At 56.7% G+C, this 20270-nt stretch carries 16 protein-coding genes, 6 tRNA genes and 1 rRNA gene (1 of these 23 only partly in view); 20 read left to right on the top strand and 3 right to left on the bottom strand.

Features of this window, described 5'->3' with window-relative positions; genetic code table 11:
- From ABC336_RS04900 to melA, 12 genes are all read left to right on the top strand, one after another.
- Positions 1-2402: ribosomal RNA gene (locus ABC336_RS04900) — 23S ribosomal RNA — on the top strand; it begins 523 nt to the left of the window's first position.
- 79 nt (positions 2403-2481) lie between these two features.
- Positions 2482-2558 (top strand) — tRNA-Met (locus ABC336_RS04895).
- A gap of 34 nt (positions 2559-2592) precedes the next feature.
- Positions 2593-2669 (top strand) — tRNA-Asp (locus ABC336_RS04890).
- A 36-nt stretch (positions 2670-2705) separates the two neighbouring features.
- Positions 2706-2792, top strand: a tRNA-Leu gene (locus tag ABC336_RS04885).
- Positions 2793-2798: 6 nt separating this feature from the next.
- Positions 2799-2873 (top strand) — tRNA-Gly (locus ABC336_RS04880).
- A gap of 6 nt (positions 2874-2879) precedes the next feature.
- A tRNA-Pro gene (locus ABC336_RS04875) sits at positions 2880-2956 on the top strand.
- A 12-nt stretch (positions 2957-2968) separates the two neighbouring features.
- Positions 2969-3042, top strand: a tRNA-Gly gene (locus ABC336_RS04870).
- 67 nt (positions 3043-3109) lie between these two features.
- Entirely contained in the window at positions 3110-3583 is a 474-nt protein-coding gene (locus ABC336_RS04865; protein ID WP_413237600.1) for an MEKHLA domain-containing protein, read from the top strand.
- A 73-nt stretch (positions 3584-3656) separates the two neighbouring features.
- Positions 3657-4220, top strand: coding sequence for a YhcN/YlaJ family sporulation lipoprotein (locus ABC336_RS04860; RefSeq protein ID WP_413237599.1), 564 nt, complete (start codon positions 3657-3659; stop codon positions 4218-4220).
- A 58-nt stretch (positions 4221-4278) separates the two neighbouring features.
- Entirely contained in the window at positions 4279-5022 is a 744-nt protein-coding gene (locus tag ABC336_RS04855) for a polysaccharide deacetylase family protein (protein ID WP_413237598.1), read from the top strand.
- Between the two features lie 107 nt (positions 5023-5129).
- A complete protein-coding gene (locus ABC336_RS04850) occupies positions 5130-6032 on the top strand; it encodes an AraC family transcriptional regulator (protein WP_413237597.1) in 903 nt (300 codons plus the stop codon).
- Between the two features lie 111 nt (positions 6033-6143).
- Positions 6144-7646: an alpha-glucosidase/alpha-galactosidase gene (melA, locus tag ABC336_RS04845; protein ID WP_413237596.1), complete on the top strand. Its 1503-nt coding sequence runs from the start codon at positions 6144-6146 to the stop codon at positions 7644-7646.
- 64 nt (positions 7647-7710) lie between these two features.
- Here melA and ABC336_RS04840 read toward each other — a convergent pair whose 3' ends face one another.
- Entirely contained in the window at positions 7711-8583 is an 873-nt protein-coding gene (locus tag ABC336_RS04840; protein ID WP_413237595.1) for a helix-turn-helix transcriptional regulator, read from the bottom strand.
- A 122-nt stretch (positions 8584-8705) separates the two neighbouring features.
- Here ABC336_RS04840 and ABC336_RS04835 point away from each other — a divergent pair, with 122 nt between their 5' ends.
- The 3 genes from ABC336_RS04835 to ant(6) all read left to right on the top strand — a co-directional run bounded on the left by ABC336_RS04835 (position 8706) and on the right by ant(6) (position 12193).
- Positions 8706-10673, top strand: a complete 1968-nt coding sequence (locus tag ABC336_RS04835; RefSeq protein WP_413237594.1) for a glycoside hydrolase family 127 protein — start codon at positions 8706-8708, stop codon at positions 10671-10673.
- 130 nt (positions 10674-10803) lie between these two features.
- Positions 10804-11235: an L-fucose mutarotase gene (gene fucU, locus ABC336_RS04830; RefSeq protein ID WP_413237593.1), complete on the top strand. Its 432-nt coding sequence runs from the start codon at positions 10804-10806 to the stop codon at positions 11233-11235.
- Between the two features lie 100 nt (positions 11236-11335).
- Positions 11336-12193, top strand: coding sequence for an aminoglycoside 6-adenylyltransferase (gene ant(6), locus ABC336_RS04825; RefSeq protein WP_413237592.1), 858 nt, complete (start codon positions 11336-11338; stop codon positions 12191-12193).
- A gap of 90 nt (positions 12194-12283) precedes the next feature.
- Here ant(6) and ABC336_RS04820 read toward each other — a convergent pair whose 3' ends face one another.
- Positions 12284-13144: an AraC family transcriptional regulator gene (locus ABC336_RS04820; RefSeq protein WP_413237591.1), complete on the bottom strand. Its 861-nt coding sequence runs from the start codon at positions 13142-13144 to the stop codon at positions 12284-12286.
- A gap of 183 nt (positions 13145-13327) precedes the next feature.
- On the opposite strand from ABC336_RS04820, the gene ABC336_RS04815 reads away from it, so the two are divergent.
- From ABC336_RS04815 to ABC336_RS04805, 3 genes are all read left to right on the top strand, one after another.
- Positions 13328-15118: an L-fucose isomerase gene (locus ABC336_RS04815; RefSeq protein ID WP_413237590.1), complete on the top strand. Its 1791-nt coding sequence runs from the start codon at positions 13328-13330 to the stop codon at positions 15116-15118.
- A gap of 64 nt (positions 15119-15182) precedes the next feature.
- The gene (locus ABC336_RS04810) at positions 15183-16670 is read left to right on the top strand and encodes a rhamnulokinase (RefSeq protein WP_413237589.1); all 1488 of its coding nucleotides are present in this window, start codon (positions 15183-15185) and stop codon (positions 16668-16670) included.
- A 54-nt stretch (positions 16671-16724) separates the two neighbouring features.
- The gene (locus ABC336_RS04805; protein ID WP_413237588.1) at positions 16725-17384 is read left to right on the top strand and encodes a class II aldolase/adducin family protein; all 660 of its coding nucleotides are present in this window, start codon (positions 16725-16727) and stop codon (positions 17382-17384) included.
- A gap of 348 nt (positions 17385-17732) precedes the next feature.
- On the opposite strand, the gene ABC336_RS04800 is transcribed toward ABC336_RS04805, so the two are convergent.
- Positions 17733-18656, bottom strand: coding sequence for a LysR family transcriptional regulator (locus tag ABC336_RS04800; RefSeq protein ID WP_413237587.1), 924 nt, complete (start codon positions 18654-18656; stop codon positions 17733-17735).
- Between the two features lie 124 nt (positions 18657-18780).
- On the opposite strand from ABC336_RS04800, the gene ABC336_RS04795 reads away from it, so the two are divergent.
- Together ABC336_RS04795 and ABC336_RS04790 are read left to right on the top strand one after the other, a co-directional pair.
- The gene (locus tag ABC336_RS04795) at positions 18781-19350 is read left to right on the top strand and encodes an NADPH-dependent FMN reductase (RefSeq protein WP_413237586.1); all 570 of its coding nucleotides are present in this window, start codon (positions 18781-18783) and stop codon (positions 19348-19350) included.
- The gene (locus ABC336_RS04790; RefSeq protein WP_413242439.1) at positions 19350-20261 is read left to right on the top strand and encodes an NADP-dependent oxidoreductase; all 912 of its coding nucleotides are present in this window, start codon (positions 19350-19352) and stop codon (positions 20259-20261) included. Before ABC336_RS04795 ends, ABC336_RS04790 begins: the two co-directional genes overlap by 1 nt.
- The last annotated feature ends 9 nt before the right edge of the window (positions 20262-20270 follow it).

Below are 20270 nucleotides of genomic sequence, written 5' to 3'. Positions count from 1 at the left end.
AAAAGCACCCCGGAAGGGGAGTGAAAGAGAACCTGAAACCGCGCGCTTACAAAAAGTCAGAGCCCGTTTTATGGGTGATGGCGTGCCTTTTGTAGAATGAACCGGCGAGTTATGATCACGTGCAAGGTTAAGGTGGAGAGCCGGAGCCGCAGCGAAAGCGAGTCTGAATAGGGCGCCATAGTACGTGGTTGTAGACCCGAAACCGGGTGATCTACCCCTGTCCAGGGTGAAGGTGCGGTAACACGCACTGGAGGCCCGAACCCACGCATGTTGAAAAATGCGGGGATGAGGTGGGGGTAGCGGAGAAATTCCAATCGAACCCGGAGATAGCTGGTTCTCCCCGAAATAGCTTTAGGGCTAGCCTCGGTGTGAGCGTCGTGGAGGTAGAGCACTGATTGGGTGCGGGGCCCGCAAGGGTTACCAAGTCCAGTCAAACTCCGAATGCCATAGACGTATGACCGGGAGTCAGACAGTGAGTGCTAAGATCCATTGTCAAGAGGGAAACAGCCCAGATCATCAGCTAAGGTCCCCAAGTGTGTGTTAAGTGGGAAAGGATGTGGAGTTGCCCAGACAACCAGGATGTTGGCTTAGAAGCAGCCACCATTTAAAGAGTGCGTAATAGCTCACTGGTCGAGTGACTCTGCGCCGAAAATGTAACGGGGCTAAACACACCACCGAAGCTATGGCATGTACCTTAGGGTACTTGGGTAGGGGAGCGTTGTGTATAGGTTGAAGTCAGACCGTAAGGACTGGTGGACGGTACACAAGTGAGAATGCCGGTATGAGTAACGAAAAGATCAGTGAGAATCTGATCCGCCGAAAGCCTAAGGGTTCCTGAGGAAGGCTCGTCCGCTCAGGGTAAGTCGGGACCTAACGCGAGGCCGAAAGGCGTAGTGGATGGACAACAGGTGGATATTCCTGTACCACCGTAGCCGTTATGAGCAATGGAGTGACGCAGAAGGGTAGTGACGCGGACTGATGGATGTCCGTCCAAGCAGTGAGGCTGATGAGTAGGCAAATCCGCTCATCGTAAGGCTGGGCTGTGATGGGGAGCGAAAATTACAGTAGCGAAGGTCATGAGCTCCAGCTGCCAAGAAAAGCTTCTAGCCAGGTGAAGGTGCCCGTACCGTAAACCGACACAGGTAGGCGAGCAGAGCATGCTAAGGCGCGCGGAAGAACTCTCGTTAAGGAACTCGGCAAAATGACCCCGTAACTTCGGGAGAAGGGGTGCCTCGGTAGGGTGAATAGCCCGAGGGGGCCGCAGTGAAAAGGCCCAAGCGACTGTTTAGCAAAAACACAGGTCTGTGCGAAGCCGTAAGGCGAAGTATACGGGCTGACGCCTGCCCGGTGCTGGAAGGTTAAGGGGAGCGGTTAGGGGCAACCCGAAGCTGTGAACCGAAGCCCCAGTAAACGGCGGCCGTAACTATAACGGTCCTAAGGTAGCGAAATTCCTTGTCAGGTAAATTCTGACCCGCACGAATGGCGTAACGACTTGGGCGCTGTCTCAACGAGAGATCCGGTGAAATTTTAATACCTGTGAAGATGCAGGTTACCCGCGACAAGACGGAAAGACCCCATGGAGCTTTACTGCAGCTTGATATTGGACTTTGGTACGATCTGTACAGGATAGGTGGGAGCCTTGGAAGCCGGAGCGCCAGCTTCGGTGGAGGCGCCGTTGGGATACCACCCTGATCGTATCGGAGTTCTAACCCACTACCGTGAATCCGGTAGGGGGACCGTGTCAGGCGGGCAGTTTGACTGGGGCGGTCGCCTCCTAAAGTGTAACGGAGGCGCCCCAAGGTTCCCTCAGAATGGTTGGAAATCATTCGTAGAGTGCAAAGGCATAAGGGAGCTTGACTGCGAGACCTACAAGTCGAGCAGGGACGAAAGTCGGGCTTAGTGATCCGGTGGTACCGCATGGAAGGGCCATCGCTCAACGGATAAAAGCTACCCTGGGGATAACAGGCTTATCTCCCCCAAGAGTCCACATCGACGGGGAGGTTTGGCACCTCGATGTCGGCTCATCGCATCCTGGGGCTGAAGTAGGTCCCAAGGGTTGGGCTGTTCGCCCATTAAAGCGGTACGCGAGCTGGGTTCAGAACGTCGTGAGACAGTTCGGTCCCTATCTGTCGTGGGCGTAGGAAATTTGAGAGGAGCTGTCCTTAGTACGAGAGGACCGGGATGGACGTACCGCTGGTGTACCAGTTGTTCCGCCAGGAGCACCGCTGGGTAGCTATGTACGGACGGGATAAACGCTGAAAGCATCTAAGCGTGAAGCCCCCCTCAAGATGAGATTTCCCAGTATGTAAGACCCCTGGTAGACGACCAGGTTGATAGGTCCGGGGTGGAAGTGCAGCAATGCATGCAGCTGACGGATACTAATCGGTCGAGGGCTTATCCTAAATATCTCAGCTAAGACTTACCTTGCTTTGATTCGCATCCAGTTTTTAAGGTGCAATGCCTTAAGAATGACTTTACTGACGCGGGGTGGAGCAGCCCGGTAGCTCGTCGGGCTCATAACCCGAAGGCCGCAGGTTCAAATCCTGCCCCCGCAACCAATCTACTTTCGATTACATAATCGAGATTGACTCTGGAGCTGTGGTGTAGAGGCCTAACATGCCTGCCTGTCACGCAGGAGACCGCGGGTTCGAATCCCGTCAGCTCCGCCAGATTTTTCAAGATGATTGTCAGTGGTTTCAAAGTATGCGGTCGTGGCGGAATTGGCAGACGCGCTAGATTCAGGTTCTAGTGGTGTAACAGCCGTGGAGGTTCGAGTCCTCTCGACCGCACCATACTTTGCGGAAGTGGCTCAGCGGTAGAGCATCGCCTTGCCAAGGCGAGGGTCGCGGGTTCGATTCCCGTCTTCCGCTCCATCTTTTCGGGATGTAGCTCAGCTTGGTAGAGCACCTGGTTTGGGACCAGGGGGTCGCATGTTCAAATCGTGTCATCCCGACCATTTTTTTAATTTGCGGGTGTAGTTCAATGGTAGAACCTCAGCCTTCCAAGCTGATGGCGTGGGTTCGATTCCCATCACCCGCTCCACTTTTCATATTCCGGACCCTTGCGCTGCAAGGGTTTTTCTATTTCATAAAAAGGAGGAACCGTCGTTATGTCACTGGAAGAGATCCGCGGCATCGGGACACGGGATATGCATGCCCGCCTGCTGCTGGACAGTTACCATCGGCTGACCGGTAAAAATCTGTTATCTCTGGCAACAGATCAGACTGCTGCCCAGGCGATCGAACAGGCGCCCCTTGTTGTTTTGTCTCATGGTACGGAAGCCGATCCGATCCTGAATTATGGTAACGCTCAAGCGCTGAAGTTATGGGAGATGTCGTGGGATTTATTTGTGGCGACACCTTCCCGACTGACAGCGGAACCGATGGAACGAGAGGCACGGAAGCATTTTTTGCAGCAGGTACATGCCCGTGGTTATGTCGATGATTACACAGGCATTCGGATCGCCAGGAGTGGGCGGCGCTTCTATATCGAGCAGGCTACCGTCTGGAATCTGGCGGATGACCAAGGACGGCTGCGGGGACAAGCAGCTGCATTCCCTGCTTATACTTACTTGCCAGACTAACTGCGACGAATGATGTATATTCAATCTGGTATCTGCACAACCTACCTTTACCACAAAAGGGAGGTTGACTACGATGAAACATCGCTTTACATGGGCAATTACGAGCCTGACTTTGGCAGCCGCTCTCGTATTGCCGGGCTGTACCCAACAGAATACAACAGATAACCCTGCCAATAACGTCCAGCAGCAAGCCAGACGGACCCAAGAAGATATTCGGGAGCTCGGCCAGGATGTGGGTCGGGAATTGGGGATGCAGCCTAACAACGAGGGTAGAGGAAATGGTGAGCAGACAGCGGTTGATATGCAGAAGGCGGAACAGATCGCTGCTGCTGCACAACGTGTGCCTGGTGTAACCAGAGCAACGGCGATCGTCCATAACAATGACATTATCGTTGGGCTGGATATCGAAGGTAACGACCAGAAACGCACAAGTCATACTGAACAACAAGTCAAAAAAATGATCCAAAAGCAACACGAAAACTATAAAGTTCATGTAACAACGGACAGAAATCTGCATGGTAAAATACAGACGCTTCAGGGCAATGCTATGAATGGTGGTCCCATTGAGGAATTTACACATGATGTGGGCATGATCGTTCGCGATATTGCCAATGCCGTAGCTGCACCGTTCCGTTAACCATTATATTCGGGGGGCGACCCCCGATTTTTATTTTGTGCAGGGAGGGACTCGTCTCATGAACGGGACCAGGTTATTGCTGCTGCTTATTCTACCGGGCTTGCTGTGCGGGTTCGAAGGACCTGTAATCAAGAAGGATCGTTACTATTACGAGAGAAAAGGGGAGATTGTCTGGGAAGTGCCGACCCAGGACAAAAAGATCGCCCTGACTTTTGACGACGGGCCCTACCCTCCAAGCACGAGCGCTATCCTGGATCTTCTTGATCAATATGATGCAAGGGCAACGTTTTTTGTGGTGGGCAATCGTGTCCAGCGTTATGCGGATCTGGTCCGCCGGGAGATCAACGAAGGCCATGAAGTTGCCAACCACACCTACAATCATGCTTATTTCAGTCGGAACTCTGATCCGGCCAAGATGCACGAAGAGATCGTCCTGGCAGAGAAAGCATTGCATGCGCTCGATGTTCCGAAGCCTTCCCTCTTCCGGCCGCCTGGCGGCTATTACAATGAAGCCATGATCCATAAGGCGCGCAGACTCGGGTACACGACGGTCCTTTGGTCTTGGCATCAGGACACGAAGGACTGGCGAAAACCGGGAATCCAAGCAATCGTCGACAAAGTTCTAAACAATGCCCGCAATGGGGATATCGTCCTCTTCCACGATTATGTCCCAGGATCTATGGAGACGATAGAAGCGTTGAAACAGATTTTACCGGAGCTGAAGTCGCAGGGGTATGCGCTGGTGACCGTTTCCGAGTTATTGGCCAGTAGTAAAAGTTTGCCTATTCAGACAAAAGAGTAAGTTGCCAAGCAGGCTCGTTTCAGGCATGCTTAAGGTCAGGGAGTTAGTGCCCTGATCTTTTTTTGCAAGGTTATTTTAGATTCTATTTGTCAATGGAGGCAGTACGGATGAAAGGTAGTTTATATGACCGAGGCTTACTGCAATCCGAATGGTATCCGCACATTTACGCGTATTATTTTAAGCACTGGCAAGCCTACGAGATGGCTTTTCATCGTCATGACTCAACTGAAATTATGTATATGATCCATGGTGCCTGCCAGATCGAAGTACAATGTCCGGACCACTCTGTCGATGTCCTGCTGTTAAAGAAAGGAGACTTCATCCTGATCGATGCCAATGTGCAACACCGGTTGATCGTGGAGCAGAGCTGCCGAATGCTGAATCTGGAATTCGGATTTAGTCAGGCATCGGGCGAGATGCCGTCGCTGTGGTCGATGACCGGTGATGAGTTGTCGGAGCTCTGGCGGCGGGAACGGAGTTACTGGGTGCTCTCCGATCAGGATGAAGTATATGCCATATTAAAAGGGCTGGTAGTGGAGCTGGATTATCAGCCGTCCTCTCAAGTACCATTAATCCACCTTTTGTTCGCGCAGTTGCTTATCCGCCTCTCACGCTTGCTGGAGGAAGCGGCACGCAGCGAAGTCCAGCCGTTGGAGCAGTATGTCAGGCACAGCATCGAATACTTGCATCATCACTATGATCAGGATATCCAGGTCAAGGACGTAGCAATGGCGGTCAATCTGCATCCCGGATATGTCCAGCGCATCTTCAAGCAGCAGACGGGAAGAACGATGAATAGCTATCTAACGTCGTTGCGGATGGATAAGGCGAAAATGCTGCTCTCCCGCACCGACATCCCGATCATCGAGATCTCTGACTATATCGGTCTCAACAGCCGACAATATTTCCATGCATTGTTCAAGAAGCATACCGGGATGACGCCGATGGATTACCGCCGTTCGACCGCATCGGAGAGCCGCCATTATCCCCAATCAGGTGACGATAGTTGACAGCTCTAGAAACAACAAGTGACGATATTGATAACGCTTCCCCTTCAAGCTTGCTATACTATGAACATAAACAGCAGCTATTCCATAGTCAAGAATCTGGAGGGAAATATTATGTCATTCAAGGTTGCTTTTATCGGCGCAGGGAGTATCGGCTTTACACGGGGAATCCTGCGCGATCTGTTGTCGGTGCCTGCATTTCGTGAGATTGAAGTTGCATTTACGGACATCAATGCCCATAATCTCGAGATGGTCACCGAGCTGTGCCAGCGGGATATCCGGGAGAACGGCCTGTCGATCCAGATCCAGTCGACGACCGACCGCCGGGAAGCGCTGAAGGATGCCAAATATGTACTGTGCACGATCCGGGTAGGCGGGCTGGAGGCATTTGCGACGGATGTCGATATCCCGCTGAAGTATGGGGTCGACCAATGTGTGGGGGATACGCTGTGCGCAGGCGGGATCATGTACGGACAGCGCGGTATTGCCGAGATGCTGAATATCTGCCGGGATATCCGCGAGGTCGCGCATTCCGACGTGCTGCTGCTCAACTATGCCAACCCGATGGCGATGATGACCTGGGCCTGCAACAAGTATGGCGGCGTCCGTACGGTTGGACTTTGTCATGGCGTCCAGCACGGTCATAAGCAGATCGCCGATGTCTATGGTCTGGAGAAGAAGGACGTGGATATCATCTGCGCTGGCATCAATCATCAGACCTGGTATATCCAGATCCGCCACAACGGCAAGGATCTCACGGAAGGGCTGCTGGAAGCCTTCGAGCGCCACGAAGATTTCAGCCGCACGGAGAAGGTGCGTATCGATATGCTGCGCCGCTTCGGCTACTACAGCACCGAGTCCAATGGCCATCTGAGTGAATATGTGCCTTGGTACCGCAAGCGTCCAGAGGAGATTAACGACTGGATCGATCTGGGCAGCTGGATCAATGGCGAGACCGGCGGGTATCTGCGTGTCTGTACAGAAGGCCGGAACTGGTTCGAGACGGATTTCCCGAACTGGCTGAAGGATCCGGCATTCGAATTCAAATCGGAGAAACGCGGCAACGAACACGGGTCGTACATCATCGAGGCGCTGGAGACAGGCACGGTATACCGGGGACACTTCAATGTGGAGAACCGCGGCGTCATCAGCAACCTGCCGGACGACGCGATCATCGAAGCGCCTGGTTATGTCGACGGCAACGGCATCTCGATGCCGGTGGTCGGCGACCTGCCGCTCGGCCCGGCTGCAGTCTGCAATGTGAGCATCTCGGTGCAGCGTCTTGCCGTAGAAGCAGCTGTGAAGGGAGACGACAAGCTGCTGCGTCAGGCCTTCATGATGGATCCGCTGGTCGGCGCCGTCTGCAATCCCAAGGAGATCTGGCAGATGGTCGATGAGATGCTGGTCGCTCAGGAGCAATGGCTGCCGCAGTATACGGAAGCCATTGCAGCCGCCAAGGAGCGTCTGGCTTCGGGCAATCTGATCCCTACCAGCGACTATCAGGGGGCAGCGCGTCTGAAGGTGAAGACGGTGGAGGAGATGCAAGCGAACAGAGAAGCGACCAACAAGGTGGTCGGCGACTCCGACAAAGGCAAGGACCGCGCGGTCACCAAATAGTACCTAATAGCAACGCCCCCGGCTTCGCATGACGGAGCTGGGGGCGTTTTGGCTGTCAACCTGGTCAATCATCGTTCATATACGTCAGGATAAAGGCCTTGCGATACTGGGTCGGCGTGAGTCCTTCGTAGCGTTTGAATAATTTGATCAGCTGCTTGTCATCCTCCAGACCGACGCGGTCGGCAATCTCCTTGATATTGAGCGGCGTCCGGGAGAGCAGATCCTTGGCCCTGTCCAGCTTGAGACGATGGATGTAAGAGAGCATATTGGTTCCCATTCGTCGCTTGAACATCCTGGAGAGATAGTCCTTGTTGTAGGTGAACAGCTCCGCTACCCGCTCGACACTCAGCTGTTTGTCGCAGGCGTGCAGCCGCAGCCACTCCAGCATGCGGGGAAAGCTGTGGTCCGTGATCCTCTCCTCCGTTAGCTGACGCTGCTGCACATATTGTTGCGACAACTCGATCAGCAGCGAGGTGAGGAAAAAGTCGGCAGCCCTCGGATGATGATAGCGGCCGATGCCGACATGCAGCAGCTGCTGGGCGAGGATATGCAGCCGCGCAGGCATCGGGGATTGTATATACGTCGGGATCAGAAGTACATCTTCTGCCCCGGGGTGATCGTGGCAAGTCTTCTCCTGAACCTCAGACAACGCTGCCGGAGGCACCGGACACTGGAAGTGAAACCAGTAGAACGACAGATTGGCCGGAGACGGCCGATAGCCGCGATGGCGCTCATCCGGGCACAGCAGCAGTACGTCGCCAGGGGCCAGCTCATAGAGTCGGTCATGGATCTGGAAGTACATCACCTCCGAGATGCCGAGGATCAACTCGTAGCTGTCGATCGTCCGCTCGCGGTGCACCCAGGTGCCAGTTGACAAGAATTGGCCCCCCGAGAGGTAAGTTACCGGCTCATGAATCGGAATGTGAAGGATAGCCATCTGAAATCCCCCCTTTCAACACGAGGTCAGTTTTTGACACCTAAAATACATCATAGCATACTGACAGCGTTCACGCGCATTTGATAAAGTGAAAGCAACCCCATACAGGAGCGTGAAATCCGATGACCAAGACACAGCATATTATCGAACCCGCAATTCAAGGCATCCCCCTCAAGCAAGTGCGTATCCGCGACGATTTTTGGTCCGCTTATGATGCACTCGTCAAGGAAACCGTCATCCCTTATCAATGGGAGGCGCTGCATGACCGGATCCAGGGCGCCGAGCCGAGCTATGCGATCCGCAATTTCCGGATTGCTGCTGGAAGAGAACAAGGCGAATACGGCGGCATGGTGTTCCAGGACAGCGACGTCGCCAAATGGCTGGAAGCGGTAGGATACGCGCTGGCGCTGCATCCCGATGCCGAGCTGGAGAGGCGGGCCGACGAGACGATCGACCTGATCGCCGAAGCGCAGCAGCCCGATGGCTATCTGAACACCTTCTATACCGTCAAAGAGCCGGGCAATCGCTGGACGAATCTGTTGGATTGCCACGAGATGTACTGTGCAGGCCATATGATTGAGGCTGCGGTGGCTTACTATGAGGCGACCGGCAAGCGCAAGCTGCTGGAGGTCGTCTGCCGGTTCGCCGATCATATCGATGAGCGGTTTGGACCGGGCCCCGGACAAATCCGCGGTTATGATGGCCATCAGGAGGTGGAGCTGGCGCTGGTCAAGCTGTACCGGGCAACGGGTGAGGAGCGCTACTTGCGTCTGGCGGAGTTTTTTATCAATGAGCGGGGGGCGGAACCTCAGTTCTTCGTCCAGGAGTGGGAGGATCGGGGCCGGATCGGCCATTGGACCAAAGGACCGTCCGGGACGCCGAATCTGGCTTATCACCAGGCGCACGAACCGGTGAGAGAGCAATCTGTCGCCGTTGGTCATGCGGTGCGGGCAGTCTACATGTATACCGGAATGGCAGATCTGGCCCTTCATACCGGAGATGAAGCCTTGCTCGAGGCTTGCCGCAGGCTGTGGCACAACACGGTCCACAAGCAGATGTACATCACCGGGGGGATCGGCTCGACATTCCACGGTGAAGCCTTCACCTTCGATTACGATCTGCCTAACGAGACCAACTATTCCGAGACGTGCGCATCGGTAGGGCTGATCTTCTGGGCCAAACGGATGCTGCAGCTCGAAGCCAAAGGCGAATACGCCGATGTGATGGAGCGGGCGCTCTATAATACGGTTATCGCCGGCATGGCTGCAGACGGCAAGCATTACTTCTACGTCAACCCGATGGAGGTCTGGCCGGAAGCGAGCGAGAAAAATCCCGGCCGACGGCATGTCAAAGCCGTCCGCCAAGCCTGGTATGGCTGCTCCTGCTGCCCGCCCAACGTCGCCCGCCTGATCGCGTCGCTGGGAGAGTACATCTACACCGCTTCGCAGGATACGATCTATACCCATCTGTATATCGGCAGTGAAGCGAGTCTTCAGCTTTCCCTTGGCGAGGTGCGGCTGCAGATGGAGAGCGGCTATCCTTGGAACGGCGCTGTGAAGCTGTCCGTGCAGCCGGAGCAGGCCGGGACATTTACGATCGCTTGCCGGGTGCCCGGCTGGGCGGACGGAATGACGCTGACGGTAAACGGTGAGCAGGTATCAGCTAATGTGCGTGACGGGTATGCCTACATCACGCGCCAGTGGCAAGCGGGGGACACGCTCCTCCTGGATGCCGAGATGAAGCCGGTGCGGCTGTATGCCCACCCGCGTGTCCGGGCCAATGCCGGCAAGGTCGCGCTGCAGCGCGGACCGCTTGTCTATTGCCTGGAGGAGCAGGACAATCAGGAGGTGTTGGCTTCGGTCATCCTGCCGCGCGAGTCAGCGCTGTCCGAGCATACCGAACCACTGCTGCCCGGCGGGTTGGTCACACTGACAGCCGAAGCGCAGGCCGAGCTGGAGTCGGATTGGCAGGGGCAGCTGTACCGGGAGGCACCAAAGCAGACGAAACGGCTGGATGTCAAGGCCGTCCCGTATTACGCCTGGGGCAATCGCAAGCCTGGGGAGATGCAGGTGTGGATCCGTACGACGTAACCATCCCGGCCCCGGTGCCATGGTTTGGCAGGATAGTGGAGGAAAGGAGACAGGATGCGAGGATAGGCAAGGCAACGCTTTCATGTTAGGCTGGTAGAAGACGATAGCAACATACAGGAGGCGTTGTACGATGTTGAAAGGTATCCCGGCGATCATCTCGCCCGAGCTGTTGAAGATACTGATGGAGATGGGCCATGGTGATGAACTGGTGATCGGCGACGGCAACTTCCCTGCAGCCAGCCATGCCCAGCGGCTCCTCCGGGCAGACGGGCATGCGATCCCCGAGCTGCTGGATGCGATCCTGACGCTCTTCCCGCTGGACCCCTACGCCGAACGGGCGGTTGCGCTCATGGAGGTCGTGTCCGGCGATCCGGTCGAGACGCCGATCTGGGAGACGTACCGCCAGATCGTCGCCAGACATGAGCCGGAACACTCGGACTTTGAGCATGTCGAACGCTTCGCCTTCTACGAGCGGGCCAAACGGGCTTATGCGATCGTAGCTACGGGCGAGGGCGCACTCTATGCCAACATCATCCTGAAAAAAGGCGTTATCGCGCCGTAGATGTATCCTTTACGTGAACAAGCAGCACCTGTTCCCACGGAGTTGGACCCGTGGGGCAGGTGTTTTGCTATAATTGGAAATAGAGAGGAGGTCTGTACCTATGCGAAGCAATCAGGACATGATGGCGCTGCTGCTCGGATTCGCCGAGCGGGATGAGCGGATCCGCATCGTGACGCTGGAAGGCTCGCGGGCGAACTGCAATATCGCGCCCGATGATTATCAGGATTATGATATCGCCTACTTTGTCACCGACATGGAAGCGTTCAAGGCCGATGACGGATGGCTGGAGCACTTCGGCAAGCGGATTATCCTGCAGAAGCCGGAGGATATGGAATTGTTCCCGCCTGAGTACGGCAATTGGTTTTCTTATCTGATGCTGTTCGAAGACGGCAACAAGATCGATCTGACGCTGATCCCGATCGATGAGCTGGACGATTACTTCACTGGCAGTGACGGCCTGGTTGAGGTACTGATGGACAAGGATAAACGGATCAGCCGCGAGGTCGTCCCGACCGACCAGCGCTATTGGATCCGCAAGCCGACGGCAAGAGAATTCGACGACTGCTGCAATGAATTTTGGTTTGTCTCGACCTATGTCGTCAAAGGACTGGCGCGCGGCGAGCTGTTGTTCGCGGTCGATCATCTGAGCGGGATCGCCCGGCCCAACCTGCTGCGGATGATGGCCTGGCACATCGGCGCGGAGCGGGGATATACATTTAGTGTGGGCAAGAACTATAAATTTATCGACCGTTACCTGCCGCCCGAGGATTGGCAGACGCTGCTCTCCACCTATGCGCAGGAGGGCTACCCCCAGATGTGGCAGTCGCTGCGGACGTGCTACGACTTGTTCCGCCGCTATTCCCGGGAGGTGTCAGAACAGTTGGGCTATGCCTATCCGGACTATGATGAGCAGGTCACGCGGTATACGGAGCGGATGTATGGATCAACAAGGGTATAAAATAACGGATGGTGCGTCCGATCAGCCAGTTCCAAACAAGGGTTTGTCTGAAATAGCAGCTATTGTGTCCGCAATGCCATGCCTCCTGCGTCAACTGTTTTTGCTCCGTACATGCTCCCGGTATGCCCCGGGGGTGCGGGAGACGACTTTTTTGAACAGCATGGAAAAATACTTGTCGTTCTCGTAGCCGACCATTGCGGCGATCTCATAGATGGGCTTGTCGGTCTGCTGCAGCAGCCGCTTCGCCTCGTCGATCCGGCGGGTGATCATATAATTGATCGGCGAGTCGCCCAGATCCTTCTTGAACAGGTGGGAGAGGTAGTGCTGGCTGACATACAGCGTATCAGCGATGTCCTTAAGCGTCAGGCTCTTGGTGTAATTGCGGTCGATAAAAGCTTTGGTCCGCAGCGTAATCTCGCTCTTGCCCGTGAAGTCGTGGAAGGAATGCTTGACGTCAACGACACGGTAGATAAGCGTAATCAGCGACATGAGCAGGTTCTGGGTCAGCGTCTCGTAGCCGAGCACCTGGGCATTGCACTCCTCGAGGATCTCGCTCAGATAGCTCTCGATCTTGTAAGCATATTTGTCCGCCGGGATGACCGGTTCGATCGAAGGGGGGAGCAGATCGCCGGCCGGGATGCCCTCGATATGCAGATGGCTGACGCCGCAATAGAAGATCCGCAGCGGCGACTCTGCCGAAGAACGCTCCTCGTGCATAACTCCGCTGTTGTACAGGATAATGTCCCCTTGCCGGGCGGGATACAGCTTGTCATCGATGATGAACTCGCCTGCGCCTTCCGAGACATAGAGGATCTCGCAGTAGTCCTCGTGCGCCTCGCGCGGGGTATGAAAATGCCGTTCGTCCATCAATTGGCCGGCAAAGAGCAGCTCGGGCGGATGAATGAAACGAAAACGGTCGGTTTTGATATGCGGGATTTCAATTTTGGGCATGCCCTTCTCCTCCACTGCAATGGATAACTACATTATAGCGCAGATGCATCGCCTTCGCATCTTGCTGCCCGGGGTCAGTTTGTTGCTATTTGTCTCCGTCAATACAGCAGAATAGTAGGTTAACCATGGCTGGCGCTCACGGTAAAATAGAAAGCATAGCAGATTAAAAGGAGGCAATCGCAGATGAATGTAAGCGATAACAGATGGGCACTCGGGTTTCCAAAGATCGGTATCCGGCCAACAATCGACGGGCGGCGCAGAGGCGTAAGGGAGTCGCTGGAGGAGCAGACGATGAACATGGCCAAAGCGGTAGCCGGCTTGCTCAGCGAAACATTGCGGTATCCTGACGGCTCCGCGGTGGAATGCGTCATCTCCGATACATGCATCGGCGGCGTCGCCGAGGCTGCGGCATCGGCCGAGAAATTCCGCAAGGAAGGCGTCGGCGTGTCGATTACGGTCACGCCTTGCTGGTGCTACGGCACGGAGACGATGGACATGGATCCGATGCTGCCCAAGGCGATCTGGGGCTTCAACGGCACCGAGCGTCCCGGTGCGGTCTACCTGGCAGCTGTCTTGTCGGGCCATGCCCAGAAGGGACTGCCGGCCTTCGGCATCTACGGTCATGATGTGCAGGATGCAGGCGATACGACGATCCCGGCGGATGTCCAGGAGAAGCTGCTGCGTTTTGCCCGGGCGGGACTGGCTGTCGCGCTGATGCGCGGCAAGTCGTATCTGGCCGTCGGCTCGGTGTCGATGGGCATCGCAGGCTCGATCGTCAATGAAGAGCTGTTCCAGAACTATCTGGGCATGCGCAACGAATATGTCGACATGTCCGAGCTGACGCGGCGCATCGAGGAGGAGATCTTCGATCCCGAAGAGTACGAGCTGGCGATGAGCTGGGTGAAGGAGAACTGCGCCGAAGGCGCGGACAACAATCCGGAGCGGCTGCAGTCCTCGCGGGAGAAGAAGGACAAGGACTGGGAAGTCAATGTCAAGATGGCGCTGGTGATCCGCGACCTGATGGTCGGCAATCCGAAGCTGGATCAGCTGGGCTTCGGAGAGGAGGCGCTCGGTCACAACGCGATCGTCTCCGGCTTCCAGGGACAACGCCAGTGGACCGACCATTTCCCTAATGGCGACTTCCCGGAAGCGATCCTCAACTCGTCGTTCGACTGGAACGGCAAGCGCGCGCCTTACCTGGTGGCAACCGAGAACGACAGCCTGAATGGCGTGGCGATGCTCTTCGGCTACCTGCTCACCAATACGGCGCAGATCTTCGCCGACGTGCGGACGTATTGGAGTCCGGATGCGGTGAAACGGGTAACCGGTCATGAGCTGAGCGGCCACGCCAAGGGCGGCATCCTCCATCTGATCAACTCCGGTCCGGCGGCGCTCGACGGCACGGGCGAGCAGAGTCGGGACGGCCAGCCGGTGCTGAAGCCGCATTGGCAGATCACGGACGAGGAAGTGGACGCTTGTCTGAAAGCGACCTCCTGGCGTCCTGCATCAGCGGAGTATTTCCGCGGCGGCGGTTACTCCTCCGACTTCCTGACCCGGGGCGGCATGCCGGTGACGATGTCCAGGCTCAATCTTGTCAAAGGTCTGGGACCGGTACTGCAGATTGCGCAAGGGTATACGGTCGATCTGCCGGAGGACGTGCACGATACGCTCGACAAACGGACCGATCCGACCTGGCCGACAACCTGGTTTGCTCCGGTACTGACAGGCAGCGGCGCATTCACCGACGCGTACTCGGTCATGGATTATTGGGGCTCCAACCACGGCTCGATCTCCTACGGCCATATCGGCTCGGACCTGATCACCCTGGCCTCGATTCTCCGCATCCCGGTCAGCATGCATAATGTGCCGCAGGAGGAAGTGTTCCGCCCGCGCGCCTGGGGCAACTTCGGAACGGCTGATCCGGAAGGCGCAGACTTCCGGGCATGCAGCACCTTTGGACCGCTGTACAAGTAAGGGCTGATCACTTCTTCGTGATCAAAAGGGCTTTTTGAACTACCACTAGAAGGGAGTGACGGCGGTGAGTAACCGAGTGCTGCACATGCTGGCGGCGGATTATGGCGCCAGCAGCGGCAGAGTTATGCTCGGCGGCTTCGATGGCCGCCGGCTGACGCTGTCGGAGATCCACAGGTTCGCCAATGAACCGGTCCAGCTGGGGCATACGCTGCATTGGGACTTCCTGCGGCTGTTCCACGAGCTGAAGGCGGGGATACGCGCATTCCGCAAGCATGCCGAAGGGGCGCCGGCCTCGGTCTCGGTCGACACCTGGGGGGTAGACTTCGGGCTGGTCGACAGCGCCGGCCGACTGGTCAGCCATCCCGTCCATTATCGCGATGCCCGCACCGACGGCGTAATGGAGCAGGTATTCCAGCAGTTCCCGGAGCGGGAGATGTTCGCGGCAACCGGGATTCAGCCCTTGCAGTTCAACACGATCTTCCAGTTGCATGCAATGCGCGGCGAGCTGAGCGGGCTGCTGGCTGCGGGAGACGTCCGGCTGCTGTTCATGCCGGATCTGTTCCGCTACTATCTGTCCGGGGAGCAATCCACCGAGTACACGATCGCCAGCACAAGCGGACTGCTCGATCCGCTGCAGCGGACTTGGTCGGCTGCAGTGCTGGAACGGATGGCGCTGCCCCGGCAGTTGTTCGCGGACCTGGTCGAGCCGGGGACGCGCTGCGGACAGCTCACGGACGCCCTCTGCGAGGAGCTGCGGATGCCGCCGATTCCGGTCGTAGCGACCGGATCGCACGATACGGCATCGGCAGTCGCCGCCGTGCCGGCCTCACATGAACAAGCCGTGTTCATCAGCTGCGGCACGTGGTCGCTCATGGGCTTGGAGACGGACCGGCCGGTCATGACCGAGCAGGCGAGGGACTGGTCTTTCACCAATGAAGCGGGAGCGTTCGGCAAGATCCGTCTCCTCAAGAACATCATGGGTCTCTGGCTGTTGCAGGAGTGCAAGCGGCAGTGGGAGCTGGAAGGCGAGACGGTCAGTTATCCCGAGATGGTGGAGCTGGCCAGAGGGATCCCGCGCAGCGAGAGCTATATCGATCCCGAGGACGCTGGCTTCCTGGCACCCGGGCAGATGTCGCAGCGGATCCAGGCTTACTGCGAGCGCACGGGACAGCCAGTGCCGCAGAGTAAGGCGGAGCTGGTCCGCTGCGTGCTCGAGAGTTTAGCGCTGAAGTTCCGGCAGACGCTCGAAGAGATCGAACAGCTGCTGGGCTTCCGGGCTCCGCAGCTCTATATGGTCGGCGGCGGCATCCAGAATACGCTGCTCTGCCAGCTGACAGCTGATAGTACCGGACGCACGGTCGTCGCCGGTCCGGTTGAGGCGACGGCGGCAGGCAACCTGCTGCTCCAGGCTCATGCTTTGGGTGAGATCGGGTCGCTGCAGGAGATCCGCCAGGTGGTCACCGATTCTTTTCCGCCGGAGATCTATCAGCCGCGTACGAGCGATTACTGGGATGAGGCTTATGGCCGATATCTGAGGGTCGCCAGGCCATGAGCGATCATGGTCTGTTGTAGGATGAATCAGCAATCAAGGAAGGGAGCGACCCTCATGTCAGAGGCTAGCATCAGAGAAGAATTAACGTTATACGCACGCAAGACGGTAGACAAAGGATTGGTCGTCGGACCGGGAGGCAATATCAGCGCCAGATGGGAGGAGGATATGTATCTCTCGCCAAGCGGCTTTGCCCTGGAGGATATCGAGCCGGAGCAGTGGGTCAAGGTGCATATCCCGAGCGGCGAAGTGGCGGCAGGATCGGTACGGCCTTCATCCGAAGTGCTGATGCATCTGTTCTGCTACCGGGTAAACGAGGCGATCCAGGCGATCGTCCATACGCATCCGGTATACTCCATCGCGCTTACGACGATCAGCAACGAGCTGCCGATGCTCTTCCCCGACCAGGCGGCGCTTGTGGGCGATATCGCCTTCGTCCCTTATGTGGTGCCTACCACGGACGTGCTGGCCAATCTGGTAGCGGAGAAGGCAGTCGATCACAACTCGATCCTGCTGTGCAACCACGGGCTTGTCACCACGGGCAAAAACCTGCGCGAAGCCTATTATCGGACGCAAGTGGTCGAGGACAGCGCCAAAATCTATATGCTCGCCAGCGCAGTCAAGCCGCCGCGTGTTCTTACCGAGGCCGAATACAAAGAAATCCAGGCGCTGGAGAGCGAAGCGTACCGCGTGCAGCTGCTCCAGCAGATGAAATAATAGATTGGTTAAAATGAACGGATGCAGGCTAATCGAGCCTGCATCCGTTTTTTTGTAAATTCAAGAAGAAGTATATGACTCCCACATCTACTTTGGTTGTAACTCTCCGGAATGAAACTAGCGACGCCGCCAGAGGACGGCGATAGCCGTTTCACCTTGGAACGATAAAGTAACGGGGCGCTCTAAGCTCCAAAACGGTACCTACAGCGCCGCTCCGAGCGTCGTTTGATCGCTCTAAGCTCCAAAACGGTACCTACAGCCCCGCCACGACGCCCGTGCGGAGCATGGTCCTTCCAAGTTCATACAAACCAACATTGCTGGTTCTTCCCCAGGTTATTCAGCAAAGCATCACGTCTTTATGCGAGTAGGGTGAGCCGTCTCTCGGTGGGGGCTCTTGACCGCCCGGGACGAGGTAAAATAGGAAGCGAGAAAGTCCCGAAAGGCCCGCGCAGCCAGGGACAGATATCGCTTGTCGTGCCAGACGAGCCGGAAATGACGCCGGCAGACGGGGTGCTCAATCGGCAGCAGTCGCAGCTTCGCGTCCGGACCACCGCAAGCGCCTACCAAGGCGACCCCAAGTCCCGCACGAACTAGACTTGCAATGGCAGCCGGCTCGTCGACACGGCAGACGAAGTTCGGCGCGATGCCCGCTTCCCGCAGCAGTCGGTCGTTCATCACCTGGAACGGGAAGCCTTCCTTGTACCCGATAAACGGCTCCTCAGCCAGTTCGCTCAGACGAACAATATCTCGCCCAGCCAACCGATGTCCGGGGGGGACGCCCAGGAAGACCTCTTCATCCAGAACGCTCACGCTGCTCAACTCCTGATGCTCAATCGGCAGTGCTGTGAAGCATAGATCCACGTCACCGCTCACTACGAGCGCAGTCATTTCTTCCATCGAAGTCTGGGTAATGCGGAAGTTGACATCCGGATGCTGGGCGATAAATTCGCTTAATGCATCCGCTAGCCGCTCCATCGTCGACGTGGCCAGATGGATGCTGCCCTTCTCAAGTCCAGCGAGCTCGGCCGCTTCTTTTTTTCCTTCCTCCAGCAAGAGAAGTGCTTGCTCTACTTTTCCCAGAAATGCCCAGCCGAACGAATTGAGCTTGATGCGCCCGCCTTGCCGGTCGAAAAGCGGTACGCCAACATCCTCTTCCAGACGGGAGATCGTTTTACTCAGTGCCGGCTGTGCAATGTGCAGCTCCTGGGCCGCCTTAGTCATATGCTCCAACCGGGCCACGGTGCGGAAGTAACGCAACTGCAGCAGTTCCATTTTCCTCTCCTCCCTATATACCTGAGTATATGCATCCTATGTTTAAAGATATATTTTTGTTTATGTGCTTCCGATTATAAAATAAGGTCATGAACGAATCAACCATAGGAATGGAGGAGCAGCAATGAGCTCGTTGAAAATTGGCATTATATTAGGAAGTACACGGGCGGGCCGCGTCAGTCCCCAGGTTGGAGCATGGGTGAAGCAACTGGCGGATCAGCGGGGCGATGGCGATTATGAAGTGGTGGATCTTGCCGACTATGAGCTGCCGTTCTTCGGCGAAGGCACAGGCAGGGAAGCTGCGGTGGCCGCTTGGGCTGCCAAGCTTGCAAGTTTGGACGGGTTCGTATTCATCGTCGCGGAGTACAATCACAGCATCACCGGTGTCTTGAAGAATGCGCTCGATTCGGCACGGGGGGAATGGAACAACAAGGCTGCCGGAATCGTCAGCTATGGATCGACTGGCGGAGCGCGAGCTGCCGAGCATCTGCGAGGGATCCTCGGCGAGCTGCTGGTGGCGGATGTGAAGGCTCATCCCACACTGTCCATCTTTACGGACTTCGAGAACTACACGGTCTTCAAACCGGCCGATCTGCAGGTAGCCAAAGTTCATGCGATGCTGGATGAAGTCGCGGCATGGAGCGGGGCTTTGCAAGGATTGCGAAGCGTGGACCGGAAAGGGGAGACTGCATGATGAGAGCAGCGGCCTTCCGAACGTTTGGCGGTCCCGAGGTGATGGAGGTTCTGTCATTCGCGGAACCACAAGCTGGACCAGGGCAAGTCAGAGTCAAGGTAAAGGTGGCGGGTGTACAGCATTACGATTGCGGGATCCGCAGCGGCTGGAGTCCCCCTGGTGTGACGGTATCGCTGCCGCAAATTCCGGGTAATGAGTTCGCGGGCGTCATCGATCAGGTGGGAGACGGCGTGAGCGGCTTTGCGGCTGGCGACGAGGTGCTGGGATTTGCAGTCCTGGGCTGCTATGCCGAATATGTCGTCGTCGGGGCAGATCAGATCGTAAGCAAGCCGCCAACCCTGTCTTGGGAAGAAGCAGGGGGCTTGACTGGCAACGGTCAGGGCGCTTATATCGCGATGCAGGCCATCGGAGTTGGGCCTGGCGACACGGTGCTTATCCATGGAGCTGCCGGGACACTCGGCTCCTTTGCGGTTCAACTCGCCAAGGAGTGGGGGGCAAAGAAGATCATCGGCACAGCGAGCGAGTACAATCATGACTATCTTCGATCGCTAGGGGCGACCCCGGTTACTTACGGCGAGGGGCTCGTCGGGCGGGTCCAGGCACTTGCCCCCGAAGGCGTCGATGCGGCTTTTGATACGGCTGGCGAAGAAGCGGTACGGGCTTCGGTGGAGCTGGTAAGCGACAGGGACAGGATCTGCACCTTTGTCGCGTATGACCTGGCTCAGGAGCTGGGACTGCGGATTGTCCGCAGCCAGCGCTCCGCCGCACGACTCGCTGAGCTTGTCGGTCTGCACAGCCGGGGCAAGCTGCGTATCCTGATCCGGCAGACGTTCCCTCTGGAGCAGGCGGCAGATGCGCACCGGCTGATCGAGACACGACGCGGCCGCGGCAAGATCGTCCTCACGATATGATTCTTGTTT

Source organism: Paenibacillus jepli (assembly GCF_047238105.1).
Taxonomy (GTDB): Bacteria; Bacillota; Bacilli; order Paenibacillales; family Paenibacillaceae; genus Paenibacillus_D.
Note: the sequence above shows the minus strand (reverse complement) of the source record. Positions and strands in the feature narration are given on the sequence as shown.